Annotated in this window: 8 protein-coding genes; 7 read left to right on the top strand and 1 reads right to left on the bottom strand. The window is 66.3% G+C overall.

The window, feature by feature from the left end; genetic code table 11:
- Positions 1-49: 49 nt before the first annotated feature.
- On the top strand, positions 50-2,737 hold the full coding sequence (locus tag KV697_RS18980) for a TonB-dependent receptor (RefSeq protein WP_219019499.1): 2,688 nt from the start codon (positions 50-52) through the stop codon (positions 2,735-2,737).
- On the opposite strand, the gene KV697_RS18975 is transcribed toward KV697_RS18980, so the two are convergent.
- Positions 2,715-3,452: an acid phosphatase gene (locus tag KV697_RS18975; RefSeq protein ID WP_219019498.1), complete on the bottom strand. Its 738-nt coding sequence runs from the start codon at positions 3,450-3,452 to the stop codon at positions 2,715-2,717. The two genes, KV697_RS18980 and KV697_RS18975, sit on opposite strands and share 23 nt — an antisense overlap.
- Positions 3,453-3,694: 242 nt before the next feature.
- Between KV697_RS18975 and KV697_RS18970 the strand changes: the two genes are divergently transcribed.
- The 6 genes from KV697_RS18970 to KV697_RS18945 all read left to right on the top strand — a co-directional run bounded on the left by KV697_RS18970 (position 3,695) and on the right by KV697_RS18945 (position 14,864).
- Entirely contained in the window at positions 3,695-6,424 is a 2,730-nt protein-coding gene (locus tag KV697_RS18970; protein ID WP_219021514.1) for a TonB-dependent receptor, read from the top strand.
- 149 nt (positions 6,425-6,573) lie between these two features.
- A complete protein-coding gene (locus tag KV697_RS18965; protein WP_219019497.1) occupies positions 6,574-7,077 on the top strand; it encodes an RNA polymerase sigma factor in 504 nt (167 codons plus the stop codon).
- Positions 7,074-8,084 carry a FecR family protein gene (locus KV697_RS18960; RefSeq protein ID WP_219019496.1) on the top strand — a complete coding sequence of 337 codons (1,011 nt, stop codon included), beginning with the start codon at positions 7,074-7,076 and terminating at the stop codon, positions 8,082-8,084. The genes KV697_RS18965 and KV697_RS18960 overlap by 4 nt, the downstream gene beginning before the upstream one ends.
- Before the next feature lie 514 nt (positions 8,085-8,598).
- Positions 8,599-11,385 (top strand): TonB-dependent receptor, encoded by a 2,787-nt coding sequence (locus tag KV697_RS18955; RefSeq protein WP_219019495.1) that lies wholly within the window; start codon positions 8,599-8,601, stop codon positions 11,383-11,385.
- 63 nt (positions 11,386-11,448) lie between these two features.
- Complete coding sequence (locus KV697_RS18950; protein WP_219019494.1) at positions 11,449-13,743, top strand: alpha-N-acetylglucosaminidase; 2,295 nt, start codon at positions 11,449-11,451, stop codon at positions 13,741-13,743.
- 5 nt (positions 13,744-13,748) lie between these two features.
- On the top strand, positions 13,749-14,864 hold the full coding sequence (locus KV697_RS18945; protein ID WP_219021513.1) for an acyltransferase family protein: 1,116 nt from the start codon (positions 13,749-13,751) through the stop codon (positions 14,862-14,864).
- The last annotated feature ends 36 nt before the right edge of the window (positions 14,865-14,900 follow it).

The following is a 14,900-nucleotide window of genomic DNA, read 5'->3' as shown; positions in this document are numbered from 1 at the left end:
ATAGGAACGGCAGGGGACGAATGATTTCCGGTCCGCCAGGGGGGCGGCCATGACGATGCTCGTCGCGCTGGCGCTGGTCGCCGCGCAAGGTGACCCCCTGCTCCCCATCGATCTTCCCGCCCAGCCGGTGGGCGCCGGGCTGGATCGGCTGGCGCGTCAGGCGGGTGAGGCGCTGGTGGCGCGGCCGGGCGATCTGGCCGGACGCCGCTCGCCCGCGCTCCGGGGGCGGATGCGCCTGTCGACCGCGCTCGCTCGCTGGTGTGCGCCCGCCAGTCTGTCCTGCCGCCGGATCGCGGGCGGCATTGTCGTGCGCGCCCTCGGTCCAATGCAGCCCGCGATGCCTCCGCACACTCGTCCCGCGCCGCCGCCCGAAGACCCGATGACCGGCCCCGACGTGATCGTCAGCGGCCGTCGCGGGACCATGGTGCAGGGCGAGCTGGAGCGCAGCTATTCCGCCTCGCACCTCGACGCGGTCGAGCTGGCGCGACGCCCGCCGCAGAGCTTGGCGGAGCTGCTGTCCGGCCTGCCCGGCCTGTGGGTCGATACCTCGGCCGGGGTGGCGGCCAACACCATCCGGGTGCGCGGCATTCCGCTCGACGGCTATCAGGCGATCGCCGTGCAGGAGGACGGCCTGCCGGTGCAACATGACACGCTGCCCTGGACCGATATCGACCAGTTCGTCCGCCCCGACCTGATGATCGAGAGCAGCGACTATGTACGCGGCGGTCCCTCGGCGATCTTCGCGAGCAATGCGCCGGGCGGCGTACTCAACCTGCGCACCCGCGCACCCCGCGACCGGGCGGGCGGGGAAATGCGGGCGACCACGACCGATTATGGCCTGATCCTCTGGGAAGGCTATGCGACCGGGCCGGTCGGCGGCGGCTGGCGGGTGATCGCGGGGGGATCGGTGGCGCGCGATCCGACGGTTCGACGTATCGCCTCGACGCTGGGCGGCGGACAGCTGCGGGTGCGGGCCGACCATGATCTGGGGGGCGGCGGGCGACTATCGCTGGCGGTGCATGGGCTGGACGACGACACGCTCAACATCTCGTCCTTTCCGATGCGATATGACGGCAGGCGGATCACGCCGCTGCCCGGTTTCGATCCCCGGCGAGGCAGTTTTTTGGGGCCGGAGCTGACCCGGCTGCGCTTTGCGGCGCTGGGCGACCGGCCGCTTGGACGCAACAACCGCAACCGCATGGTGACGCCCTCGCTGGCCTGGACTCAGCCGGTCGCGGGCGGCGTGCTGAACCTGCGCGCCCATTACCGTGCCTCGCGAACCGAGCGTTATGCGCTGTCCTCGTCGGGTGGCGCGATCCCGGCGGCACAGGCCATCGCCGACGCGCTGCCGCGCCTGACCGCCGCCTTTCCCGCCACCGCACAGGTCGTCTTGCGCCACCTCGACGGCAGCGCCTTTGCCCCGCTGCCCGGCAACGACCGGGTCGTCGTGCTGAACCCGGTGGCGGCGGATACCCGGCTGAACGAAGCCATTATCGACCTGTCCTATGCCCATGCGCTGGAGGCGGCGGGGCATCACGACCTGACGCTGGGGCTTTATGCCGTCGGTTATCGCTGGGACTTTCGGCGGGCCGTCGCCCGTGCGCTGCTGGAGGCGCGAGAGCAGGGGCGGCGTCTCGATCTGGTCGCGCTGGATGCCAGCGGGCAGGTGCTGGGGCGAGCGACCGACGACGGGCTGCTCAGCACGGGTTCGACCTATGAGGCCGTGCAGGGGCGCCAGCATATGATCGCGCTCTATGCCGCCGACGAATGGCAGCTGGCGTCGCGCTGGCGGCTCGACTGGGGCCTGCGGCACGAGCGGGCGGCGCTATCGGCGGTGGTCGAGCGTCCCAGGGTCATTGATGGCGGCGATCCCACGACCCTGGCCGACGACCGGATCCCGGTCGGATCGGGGCTGTCGGACGCGCCGGCAAAGCGTATCGCCCGCACCGCCGCGACGCTGGCCGTCCACTGGCGGGCGAGCGACCGGCTGGGCGCGTTCGCCCGCGCCACCCGTGCGATGCGACTGCCCGATCCGGGCGTGTTCCGCATCGGCGGCAGTGACCAGCCCCGCGCGCTGACCATCGAACAGGCCGAGCTGGGGCTGATCTGGCGACGCGGCACCACCGGCCTCGACGCAACGCTATTCGCCAGCCGCTTCCCCGACATCGCACTGCCCGACCTGTCGCTCGATCCGGCGACCGGCGCGGTGCGGGTGGGGGCGTATCAGGCGGCGGCGCGCACCATCGGGCTGGAGGTCGGAGCCGGGGCTGCCCCCCTGCCCGGCCTGTCGCTACGCGCGACGGTGACATGGCAGGACCCGCGCCTGCAATCCTATCGCATCGCCAGCCTGACCGACGGCGCGGTGACGGTCATGGACCTGAGCGGCCGCATCCCCCGCCGGGTGCCGCGCATCATGGCCAGCCTGTCGGCCAGCGCCGCCCTGCCCGGCACCGGCGTCACGCTGGACGGCGACCTGTCGGCGATGGGACGGCGCTATGCCGACGATGCCAACACTCTGGCGCTGCCCGGCTTCGCGCTGGTGAATATGGGCGCGCGTTTCGACGCGACCGAGGCACTGACGCTTCGCCTGCGCGCGACGAACCTGTTCGACCGGATCGCGATCATGCAGGGCGACGCGCTGGGCGGCGAAGTCCGTGCCGGGGACAATGGCGGTGTCGTCACCGTCCGCGCACAGCAGGGCCGGGTCGTCTCGCTCAGCGCGGACTGGCGATTTTAGCCCGGTAGCGCGCCAGCTCCTTGGCGGCCGCCGCCATGTCGCGCCGGAACGCCGCACTTCCATGTTCACGCGCGACCACTGCACTCGCCGCCATATAGCCGCCCTCGACCGCGCTCTGGCTGTGCGAGCCGCATATCCAGCGGCTGTCACCATAATCCCGCCCGCGCGCCAGGATCGGCTGCGCCCGATCGGGCAGCAACTCGGCCATCAGCAACGCGAAGCCCCAGCCATGCGCGGTATGCCCCGAGGGATAGTCACCATTGGCGATCAGCGAAGGCCTGCGCGGCTCGCAGATCGGAAGGTCGCTGCCGATAAAGGGGCGCTTCGACTGCCAATGCGCCTTGGCCGACCCGATCGCCGCCGAGCGATCCGCATCGAACTTCGCCAACAGCGCCCGGGTGACGGGCAGCTTGGTCCAGTCGGGCCGGAAACCCAGCGCGGTGGCGAAACGCTCGCCCAAATCGCTGGAGACATCCGCCGTCGCCTGCTGCCAGCGCGCCATGCCGCTCAGCGCGCGGCTGTCGCGAAAGGCGCGCGCGTCGGCCAGCGCGCGCGGCGATCCCGGCGTCGGCGGCCCCGGCAGCACCGCCGCCAGGTCCAGCCCCTCGCCCGCCGCGAGATAGCCCGCCGTCTCGCGCGCCGACGCACCTGACGGGATCGCGACGGCCAGCGCCATCGATGCCGCCAGCCCCCACCGCCATGTCCGCTTCGCCATGTTACCCATCCCTTTCCAAGACTTGGCCCCTTGCCCCCAAGAGCCGATCGGTCGCCTATCGGGGACAGGGTCTTTCAAAACTTTCAACGTCCAAGACAAGCGACGCGTCGCTGTAACAAAAACGCCATAAATGTCTTAAAACTTTTACAAAAATTCTTGTCCCCGTTTGGGCGCAACCCCCGTCTTCCCCGCGATCGTCCTTATGGCGGGACGAGCCATTTGTCTTTTGGGGGTTTGAAGTGATGGGAACGAAGCGGACGCTGTTGCTGGCGTCGAGCGCGCTGTTTGTCGCGCAGCCGGTATTGGCGCAGGATCAGGCCGAACAGGTGGCCGAGGCCACCGGCGGTGCGACCAACGAAGGGGGAGATGTCGTCGTCACCGGATACCGCACCAGCCTGGCGCAGGCGCGCAACTCGAAGCGTGACGCGACGATCATCAAGGACTCGATCTCGGCCTCCGACATCGCCGCCTTCCCCGACCTGAACCTCGCCGAAGCACTTCAGCGCCTGCCCGGCGTCGCGATCAACCGCGAGGCGGGCGAAGGGCGCCGCATCTCCCTGCGCGGTCTGGGTCCGGACTTCACCCGCGTCCAGCTGAACGGCATGGAAGTGCTGGGCAATGTCGACTCGCCGCAGGACAGCCGGGGCCAGACGACGCGCGACCGCGCCTTCGACTTCAACCTGTTCGCCGCCGAACTGTTCAACCATGTCGATGTCGAAAAGTCGTACCAGGCGCAGCAGACCGAGGGCGGTCTGGCGGGCACCGTCGGCCTCTTCACCGCACGCCCGTTCGACTATAAGGGCACCAAGATCGCGCTATCGGCGCAGGGCGGCAGCAACACGCTGACCCGTGATTTCCAGCCGCGCCTGACCGGCCTCATCTCCAAGAACTGGGGCAATTTCGGCATCCTGGTGTCGGGTGCTTACAGCCGCCGCAACACCCGTGAGGAAGGTTTCGACACCTATCGCTGGCGCCGCAACCGCGCGAACGGCAGCAACATCAGCGCCCTGACCGCCGCCGAGCAGGCCAAGATCAATTCGGGCGACCTGCTGTTCGCGCGCGGCAACCGTCTGTCTGTGTGGGACAGCAAGCAGGAGCGGATCGGCCTGACCTCGTCGATCCAATGGGCGCCGACCGACAAGGTCCATGTCACGCTCGACGGGCTGTACGGCCAGTTCAAGGGCGACCGTTTCGAGACCCACCTCGCCTCGCGCGGCGGCGGCAGCTCGACCTGGCTGGGCGGCGGCGAGACCTTTGCGGGCACCGTCTATCCAAACTCGCGCGTCAACGCGATCCAGTGGAACGACCGTAACGAGGTGACCTATCTCGACGTGTCGGGCGGCAAGGCGTCGACCGAAACCCGCGTCCAGAACACCAAGAACGTCTTCAAGCAGGTCGTGCTCAGCGGCGACGCAGAGCTGGTCGACGGGCTGACCTTCACCTGGCTGGGCGGTGTCGAGCGTTCGCGCTACGACATGCCGGTCAACGACAAGTTCACCCTCGAAGGGTTTGGCGACGTCACCTCCGACTATCGCGGCGGCACCTATTCGCTGGTCAACACCTACAAGTTCAACACGGCCGACCCCAATTTCTGGCACGCCAAGCGCCTGTACGCGAACAACACCTTCCAAGATTCGGCGTTCGACAACGTCAAGGGCCGCTTCGACTATAAGTTCAGTCCCGACGACACGATCAGCATGGGCGGCGAATGGCGTCGCTTCGCCAATGGCGGCTATTATGCCGAGCAGGACAATATCCTGACCAGCAGCTTCGTGTCGGGCAAGGTCAACGCCAACCCCAGCGCCTATGCCCAGACCTATACCGGCTATTCGGGCCAGGACTGGACGATCGTCAACTTCCCCAAGATGCTCCAGACGCTGGGAATCGACCGGTCGCAATATCTGACCAACAAGATCGGCGTGTATGCGGTGGAGGAGCGCACCAGCGCCGCCTTCGTCCAGTATGACTGGAACCATATCCTGGGCGGCATCCCGTTCCGCGGCAATATCGGTGCGCGCTATTATCGCACCAATGTCACCTCGAACGGCACGGCCAATGTCGGTCCCGTTACGGTGCGCGGTGAATATGAGGGCGTGCTGCCCGCCGCCAACCTGATCTTCGAGCTGGACCGGGGCCTGATGCTGCGCTTCGCCGCGTCGAAGAACATCAACCGTCCGGCACTGGGCGCGCTGGCGGTCAACGGGTCGGTGACGAACGACAATGGCAACGTCACCGTGTCGATCGGCAACCCGAACCTGCGCCCCTACAAGTCGAACGACTATGACATCTCGACCGAATATTATTTCGGCTCGGTCGGTTATGTCGCCGCCGCCCTGTTCTACAAGAACCTGGACGGCTATATCTCGACCCAGACGGTCAACAACGTGCCCTATTCGCAGACGGGCCTGCCCGACAATCTCTATCCGGGCGTGACCGGATCGACGGTGGTCGACAGCTATTCGCGCCCCGTCAACCTGGCGAAGACCAACCTGTTCGGCATCGAGCTGTCCGGCCAGACCGACTTCAAGTTCCTGCCCGCGCCCTTCGACCGGCTGGGGACGGCGGTGAACTTCACCTATGTCGACTCGCGGTTGGACTATTCGAAAATCTATCAGGGCAGCATCCCGACCACGCTGGAGGGGCTGAGCAAGTACAACGCCAACGCGACCCTTTATTACCAGGACAAGGCATTCGACGCCCGCGTCTCGGCCAATTACCGCAGCGGCTATATCTTCAGCGCCTCGCCGGTGCTGACCGCGCTCGGGCCGGACCAAGACGTGACCGGGTTCGAGGGCACGGTCTATGTCGACATGTCGGCGCATTATTCCGTCACGAAGAACGTCCAGCTGACGCTGAACGGCATCAACCTGACCAATCAGCGCGAGCGGCAATATTCGAACAGCACCCGGCGTCTGTACGTCGTGACCCGTTCGGGTTCGACGCTGCTGGGCGGTGTCCGCGTCACCTTCTGATCCAGCCCCCCGAACGCCCTTGATGTCCGGCCCGTGCAGGATATCAAGGGCACCTGTGCCGCGTCGGCCCGTCACGGGCTGGCGCGGTGTTTTTTCGATGAGGATTGTCCCCGGATGCGGTGCAACCGGCTCTTCCTGAACGGGACCGAATGACCGCCGCGAACGCCTGGATCGCGGAGGGGCGCGAGCGTTTGCTGACCTATGTCCGCAGGCGAATCCGCGAACCCGAACAGGCGGAGGATATCGTGCAGGAGGCGATCATGCGGGTCATCGAGCAGGAGCGGAAGCAGGTCATCGACCAGCCGCTCGCCTATGGCTTTCGCGTGGCGGATTCGGTCATCTACAATCGCGGGCGGCGCGGGAGCGAGAACCACGCGCCGGTCGATCCCGAACTCGCCTGCGCCCTGCCGCTGGCCGACGAGATCCTCGACTATCGCCAGCGTTACGACCGTTTCCAGGCCGCCCTGTCGCGCCTGCCCGCGCGACGCCGCGCGGTCTTTGTCGAGCGGCATCTGGAGGGCAAGTCGCGCCAGCAGATCGCCGAGGACATGGGCCTCAGCATCGAAGCGGTGAAGAAGCATCTGGTCCGCGCGATGATCGATCTGGACGGCTGCATCGACGACCTGCCCGTACGCGGAGGTCGCCTCGCATGACGGATCGCGACACCATGCTGGAGCAGGCCGCAGACTGGGCCGACCGGCTCGACACGCTGTCGCCCGAGGCGCGGGCCGATCTGGGCGCCTGGCTGAACGCGGCCCCCGGGCACCGCGCGGCTCTGTCGCGGATGGTGCGTCTGCTCGGCGATCCGGCGCTCTTCGATGTGGTCGAGCAGGCCACGCGCGACGTTGCGCCTCCCCCGCCCCTTCCCCGCGCACGACCGCGCCGCTGGGCCGCATCGGAGACGATGCGCTCCCGTCGCCGGGTTGCGGTCGGCCTCGCCGCCGCGCTGGCCGCTGTCGTGGCGGTGCCGGTCGTCTGGCATATCGTGACCCCGGACGGGACGGTCGAGCGGGTCTATGCCTCCACGGTCGGGCAGCAGCGTCAGGTGGCGCTGCCCGACGGGTCGGACATGACGCTGGACGCCGACTCCCGCGTCGCCATCGCCTTTTCGGACAGCGGCCGCGACCTGACGCTGGAAAGCGGCGCGGCGCGGTTCGAGGTTCGCCATGACGCCGCCCGCCCCTTTGCCGTCACCACGCCGGAGGGACAGATGGTCGCGCTGGGCACCAATTTCAGCGTGGATCGCGGCGCAGGGCATAGCGAGCTGCGCGTCTATCGCGGGCGGGTGCGGCTGACCGTGCCGGGTCAGGCGGCGGTGGTCGTGACCGGCGGCCACTGGGCGGAGGCGGGTGCGGGGCGAATCGTCGTGCACGACTTCGACATCGCCCGCTATCAGGGATGGCAGGATCGCTGGCTGAGCGGCGACCGGATCCGGTTGGGCGATGCGGTCGCCCGGCTCGGTCGCTATAGCGCACGGCCCATCCGGCTGGCCGATCCGGCGCTGGCCGACGAGACGTTCAACGGCCGCTTCCGGCTGGACACGCCGGTCGAAAGCCTGAGGCTGATCGGTGCGCTGTTCGACCTGTCTGTCAGGGATGACGGACGGACCATCCGTGTGGCGCGGCCCGAAGGAACCCGGCAGGCCAATTGGCCCAACTAATAAGCGCAATACCAATCCAGACTCGGCTTTGAAAATGTTTGCCACTTTGGCGTTTGCACTGGGTCGCCTTTGCTGTGTTGTCGTGCTTCGACGGAGCATGACAAAATATTCATGATTTCAAGCCTTTGAATTTCATGGATTCTTTTCAGCCAGGCATTGTTCTGACCAATTTCTGTGTGAAACCCCTTTGCCCCCCGTTGACAGGCATGACCATTCCATGTCACCGATAATACCATAAGATTACAACACCGTGATGCAGGAAGAAATATTCGGTCTATCGGCATAGTCGCCGCACACGACCCAAAGGTCGGGCGGCTATCATGACGATGGACTTCGGACAGGCTCCGCGTCCCGACGCAGCAGATGAGACGGCCGACCCCGGTCCGTGAACGCTCACCCCGTTCCGGCTGCCGACGCCCCCTGCTTTCCGCCGGCCGCCGATGTCCTTTCCGGCAAAGTCTCGGGGAAGCCCGGCGCGATGTGCCCGCGCGGGGATCAGAGGGAGGGAAAGAGCATGACCATGTCACCGTGCCACGACGCGTCGCGTCTCCGGCGCAAACGCCTGCTTCAGACGACCGCCTTTACCGCGGCCTGGGCCGCCTCGGCGATGATCGCCGCGCCCGCCATGGCACAGACCAGCGACCCCGCCGCCGCCTCGACTACGAGCATCGCCGCCGCCGCCGATGCCGCGCAGGCGACGCCGCAGACCGATACTGCCGGGGCCGATGCCCAGAACGAGATCACCGTCACCGGCTATCGCCAGAGCATCGCCTCCGCCCTCGCCGCCAAGCGCAACGACATCCGCATCACCGACGGCATCTCGTCGGAGGATATCGGCAAGTTCCCCGCCCAGAACATCACCGAGGCGATCCAGCGTATCGCGGGCGTCCAGATGTCCAACATCAACGGTCGCGGCTCGACGATCAGCATCCGTGGCCTGGGCCCGCAATATGCGCGCACCACGATCAACGGCCAGACCTTCGCCAGCGCCGACTTTAAGGACGGCTTCCGCTACGACATCATCCAGACCGACCTGGCGAGCGCGATCCAGGTCATCAAGTCGCCCACCGCCGACATGGACACGGGCGGCCTGGCGGGCACCGTCAACATCGATACGGTCAAGCCGCTGGCGTATAAGGGCCCCAGCTTCATCGCGGGCATCAAGGGCTATTATTCCGACTATCGCAAGGCCGCGACGCCCAAGGTCAACGCCGCCTATATCAAGCGCTTCGCCGACGACACGATCGGCGTCATGCTGGACGTCGGCTATCAGAAGCTGAAGGATCGCGGCGACTATCTGTTCATCAAGAACTGGTATCAGCCGGGCACGGTGGCGGGCGCCTCCGATGCGCAGGTGCCGGGTAATCTCCGCTATCGCCGGATCGACCGCGATACCGAGCAGCTGATGGGCAGCGGCGCGATCCAGTGGAAGCCGCAGGACAATTTCGAGGTCCTGTTGCAGGGCGAATATTCACGCGACCACACCCGCTACGACACGCGCCAGATGGTGTTCGGCCGCTGGGCCGCCTCGGCGGTGACGGTCAACAGCACGGCCAACGGCGTCGCGAACAATATCAATATCAGCAACTTCAACGTCGACAACAACGACCAGCCCGAACTGCGCAACCTCCAGACCCAGGCCTATACCGGCACGGTCAACTGGAGCCCGACCGACACCACCCATATCAAGGCGATCGGCCATTACACCCAGGGCGATGCCAAGCTGTACGAATGGGCGACCATCGACGAGGTCCGCTTCGCCAATGGCGGCCAGCTCGACATTTCCGATCCGTTCAACGTCAAGTGGAACACCGCCAGCCTGACCGACGGGTCGATCTACAATATGGCGAACCGCACCTGGTACGCCTTTGTCGACGGTGCGACGCATATCCAGTCGGCCCGCGACCGCGCGGTCCAGACCGACCTGACCCAGGATCTTGACTGGCACGGGATCAAGGCGCTGGTCTTCGGCGCGAAATATCACCACGAGAGCTTCGATACCAAGGCGTACCGCCACGACCGCGACGCCGACGTGACAGACCCCGTCACCTACCCCGAATTCGCCTGGATCCCGGACCTGTCGAAGACCGGCGTGCTGGTGAACAACTTCCTGGGCGGGTCGATGGCGATCCCGAGCAGCTTCCTGTCGGTCAATGCGCCGCTGTGGCAGCAAATCCTGCGCGACAAGGGCATCACCGTGCCCGACACGCCCGACTGGCCCAACACCTACAAGGTCGACCGCTATATCCCGGCGGTCTATGCGATGGCGAACATCGACGGCACGATCTTCAATCTGCCGGTGCGTGGCAATGTCGGCGTCCGCTACGAACATACCCATCAGAACGTCACCAGCAGCCTGACCAACGGCACCGGCAGCGACGCGACCCTTCTGGGCCAGCAGCATGTCGTACAGGATTATGGCAACGTCCTGCCCAGTGCGAGCTTCGCACTGGACGTGACGCCTCACCTCGTCGCCCGCATCGCCGCCGCCAAGGTTCTGGTCCGCCCGCTGCTCAACAGCCAGACGCAGATGGCCGACACCATCACCCGCGTCACCACCAGCCTGCGCCCCAGCGTCTCGGTCGCGCAGGGCGAAAGCCGGTTGAAGCCGCTGACCGCCAACCAGCTGGACGTCAGCCTGGAATATTATCACGGCAAGGGTAATTCGATCACGCTGGCCGGTTTCTACAAGGCAGTGAAGAACGGCACCTTCACCCAATTCTACTGCCCCGGCTCGTTCGACGGCGTCGCACTCAACGGCGTGGTCAGCGATTGCCAGTCGGCGGACCTGAAGACTGATTACAGCTTCAGCCGGGTGCTGAACGACGACCGGGTCATCCATATCAAGGGCCTGGAGCTGGGCGCGTCGCAGAATTTTGATGCGATCCTGCCCGTCAAGGGCTTCGGCGCGGTCGGCAACGTTACCGTGGTCGACACCGATGCCAGCGCGATCGGCACCGGCTTCAACCTGCGCGACCTGTCGAAGCTGACCTGGAACCTGACGCCCTATTGGGAAAACGAGATGTTCAGCGTCCGGCTGTCGATCAATCATCGCAGCTCCTATGTCCAGGATGCGGCATCGAGCTTCTTCGTCAATGGCGGCCTGACCCATGTGGTGCGCCCGCGCACCCAGATGGACCTGGCGCTGGGCTACAATCCGCTGAGCTATCTCAGCTTCACGGCGGGCATCATCAACCTGAACAACACGCACGAGGACGCCTACCAGACCAACGCGAACACCTTCCAGCTCGCCAGCCGGACGGGTCGCACCATCTACCTCTCGGCGTCGACGCGCTTCTAGACCTCCCCTCTGGAGGGCGGGCCATCATGGTCCGCCCTTCCTTTTTGTGATGAACCGGGGACAATGAAGTCCGTGATGACCTATCCCAAGACGCTCGGCCTGATCGGCACTCTGTTTCTCACCGCCTCGATGGCCCATGCGCAAAGCGATGGCGGGCAGGCCGCGCGCGCCGCGCTCCAGCGGCTGGGCGTGCCGCAGCGACAGGTTTCGGTCGCGATCCGGCCCTCGGCCGATCCCCGCTACCGCGTTCGGGTCGATCATGACCGGCTGAATGTCGAAGCCTCCTCGCCCGTCGCGGCGGTGCGCGGGGCGGCGGCGATATTGAACGCGCTAGGACGGCTGGCGATCGCTTGGGAGGGTAACCGGGTCGGCGCGATGACCCGCCTGACGCCGGGCGACAGCGGCTGGGTGGCCTCTCCCTTCAATGTCCGCGCCTATCTGAACACCTGCACCTATGGCTACACCACGCCCTGGTGGAACTGGGCCCGCTGGGAGCGCGAGATCGACGCGATGGCGGTGCACGGCGTCGACATGCCGCTGGCCATGGAGGGGCAGGATTATGTCTGGCGCCAGCTGTGGCGCGAGCAGGGGTTGAGCGAGGCGCAACTGGCGCAGCATTTCTCCGGCCCCGCCTTCCTGCCGTGGCAGCGCATGGGCAATATCGAGGGCTATCGCGCGCCCCTGCCGACCGGGTGGATCGACAAGAAGCACGCATTGCAAAAGCGTATCCTGACCCGGATGCGCGATCTGGGCATGACGCCGATCCTGCCCGCCTTTGCGGGTTATGTGCCCAAGGCCTTTGCCGAGGCGAATCCCAAGGCCCGCATTTACAAGATGCGATCCTGGGAAGGGTTCGAGGGCACCTATTGGCTCGACCCGTCCGATCCGCTGTTTGCTCCGCTCGCCAAGCGTTTCCTGCAACTCTACACCGCCGAATACGGGCCGGGGAAATACTACCTCGCCGACGCCTTCAACGAAATGGTGCCGCCCATCGCCGAGGATGGCAGCGACACCGCGAACGCCGCTTATGGCGACGCGACCGCCAACACGCCTGCGCTCGACGCCGCGACCAAGGCAGCCGCCCTGCCCCGCGAGGTCCGCGACGCCCGGCTGGCGGCCTATGGCCAGCGGCTCTATGCCGCGATCGCCGCCGCCGCGCCGGGCGCGACCTGGGTGATGCAGGGCTGGCTGTTCGGGGCGGACAAGAAGTTCTGGACGCCCGACGCCATCGCCGCCTTCCTGCGCGACGTGCCGGACGAGAAGATGCTGATCCTCGACATCGGCAATGACCGGTATCCGGGCATCTGGAAGACGACGAACGGCTTCGACGGCAAGAACTGGGTATACGGCTATGTCCATAATTATGGCGGCAGCAACCCGGTCTATGGCGCGCCCGATTTCTATCGCCGCGACGTGGCGGCGATGTTCGCCGACAAGGGGCGCGGGAATGTGCGCGGCTTCGGCATGTTCCCCGAAGGACTGCACAGCAACAGCCTGATCTACGACTATGCCTATGACGTGGCCTGGCCGGGCGGCGACATGGGTCTCGGCCCCTGGCTGAGCCGCTACACCGCCGCGCGCTATGGCCGGAGCGATCCGGCGATGGTTGCGGCGTGGCAGGACGTGGTCGCGGGTGCCTATGACGTCCGCTACTGGACCCCGCGCTGGTGGAACGAGCGGGCGGGCGCGTATCTCTTCTTCAAGCGCCCCGCCGCCGATGCGCCGACCTATCCCGCCGAACCGGGCGACCGTGCAAAACTACGCGCCGGGATCGCCGCGATGCTCAAGCTCGCATCAGCTTACGGCAAAAGCCCGCTCTATCGCTACGATCTGGTCGACCTGACCCGCCATGCCGCCAGCCTGTCGCTGGACGACAGTGTAAAGGCCGCCGTCGCCGCCTATCGGAAGGGCGATGTCGCGACCGGCGACCGACAGACGGCGCGGGTCAAGGCGCTGGCCCTTGCCATCGACCATCTGATCGGCGGGCAACAGGAAAGTCTCGCCAGCTGGATCGCCGATGCGCGATCCTATGGCGATACGCCCGCCGAAAAGACCGCCTACGAACAGAATGCCAAGGCGCAGGTGACGATCTGGGGCGGGCGCGGCCATCTGGGCGATTATGCGTCCAAGGCCTGGGCGGGCATGTATGCCGATTATTACCTGCCGCGCTGGACCCGTTATCTGGCCGAGGCGCGCGCCGCCGCACTTGCCAAGCGGCCGGTCGACGATGCCGCGTTCACGGCCAGGCTGCTTGATTGGGAAAAGGCCTGGGTCGCCGATCCCCGCCCCTACAAGGCTAGCGCCCCCGCCGATCCGGTGGCCGAGGCCCGCGCGCTGATGACGGAGACCGCCCGGTGACGACCATGACCGCCAGACCCGAGCGTTTCGCCTCGCTCGACATGTTCCGGGGCGCGACCATCTTCCTGATGATCGTGGTCAACACGGCGGGCGCGGGCGGGGCCTTTACCCAGTTGCAGCATGCGCCGTGGTTCGGCTTCACGTTGGCCGACCTGATCTATCCCAGCTTCCTGTTCGCGGTCGGCAATGCGATGAGCTTCGCGCTGACCCGGCCGATGCCCGAACATGTCTTCCTGCGCCGGGTGTTCAAGCGGGCCGCCCTGATCTTCCTGCTCGGCGTGCTGATGTACTGGTTCCCCTTCGTCACCCACCAGCCGGACGGCAGCTGGGTCGCCAAGCCCTTCGCCGACACCCGGCTGACCGGCGTGCTGCAACGCATTGCGCTCTGCTATCTGCTGGGGGCGCTGTGTGCGCGCTATCTGAAGCCCAGCCAGTTGGTGATGGTCGCGATCGGTCTGGTCGTCGCGCACTGGGCTATCCTGGTCGGCCTCAGCCCGGCGGGCGAGGCGTTCGGGCGGTATAAGAATGCGGGTACGCTGTTCGACCTGTGGCTGATCGGACCGGAGCATCTTTACAAGAAGGATCACGGCTTCGATCCCGAGGGACTTCTCGGCACCCTGCCCGCGACCGCCAATGTCATCGCGGGCTATCTGACGGGGCTGGCCATCCAGCGTTGGGGCAAGCACGCGGCGACCGTCGGGCGGCTGGCGGCGATCGGGGCCGGGCTGTTCGTCGTGGCGCTGCTGTTGTCGCCGATGCTACCGATCGGCAAGAAATTGTGGACCGGCTCTTTCGTCGCGCTGACCGTCGGCATCGACCTGATCCTGCTGGGCGCGGTGCTGTGGCTGGTCGAGATACGCGGCGTGAAGGTCGGGCGGTCCTTCCTCCAGATGCTGGGTCGCAATCCGCTCGCCATCTATCTGTTCTCCGAGCTGCTCGTCGTCGTGCTGGAGCTGATCCATGTCGATGGCGAGGGGCTTTATACCTGGGTCGGCCTCAACGCGTTCCAGCCGATCGCACCGGGGCCGGTGGGGTCGCTGCTTTGCGCGCTGGTGTACACGTTGATCTGCTGCGCGTTCGGGTGGGTGCTGGATCGCAAGGGGATCATCTTGAAGGTTTGACCCTTGGCCTTCGACTACGCTCAGGCTGAACGGAGG

The organism is Sphingomonas sanguinis (assembly GCF_019297835.1).
GTDB lineage: Bacteria > Pseudomonadota > Alphaproteobacteria > Sphingomonadales > Sphingomonadaceae > Sphingomonas > Sphingomonas sanguinis_D.
The sequence above is the reverse complement of the archived record's forward strand: the minus strand, read 5'-3'. Positions and strand labels throughout refer to the sequence as shown.

What these genes read in the sequence shown, in the direction of transcription:
- KV697_RS18955 (WP_219019495.1), top strand. Translation starts at nt 8,599, where the DNA reads ATGACCATGTCACCGTGCCACGACGCGTCGCGTCTCCGGCGCAAACGC.
- KV697_RS18960 (WP_219019496.1), top strand. Translation starts at nt 7,074, where the DNA reads ATGACGGATCGCGACACCATGCTGGAGCAGGCCGCAGACTGGGCCGAC.
- KV697_RS18945 (WP_219021513.1), top strand. Translation starts at nt 13,749, where the DNA reads ATGACCGCCAGACCCGAGCGTTTCGCCTCGCTCGACATGTTCCGGGGC.
- KV697_RS18980 (WP_219019499.1), top strand. Translation starts at nt 50, where the DNA reads ATGACGATGCTCGTCGCGCTGGCGCTGGTCGCCGCGCAAGGTGACCCC.
- KV697_RS18950 (WP_219019494.1), top strand. Translation starts at nt 11,449, where the DNA reads ATGAAGTCCGTGATGACCTATCCCAAGACGCTCGGCCTGATCGGCACT.
- KV697_RS18965 (WP_219019497.1), top strand. Translation starts at nt 6,574, where the DNA reads ATGACCGCCGCGAACGCCTGGATCGCGGAGGGGCGCGAGCGTTTGCTG.
- KV697_RS18970 (WP_219021514.1), top strand. Translation starts at nt 3,695, where the DNA reads ATGGGAACGAAGCGGACGCTGTTGCTGGCGTCGAGCGCGCTGTTTGTC.
- KV697_RS18975 (WP_219019498.1), bottom strand. Translation starts at nt 3,452, where the DNA reads ATGGCGAAGCGGACATGGCGGTGGGGGCTGGCGGCATCGATGGCGCTG.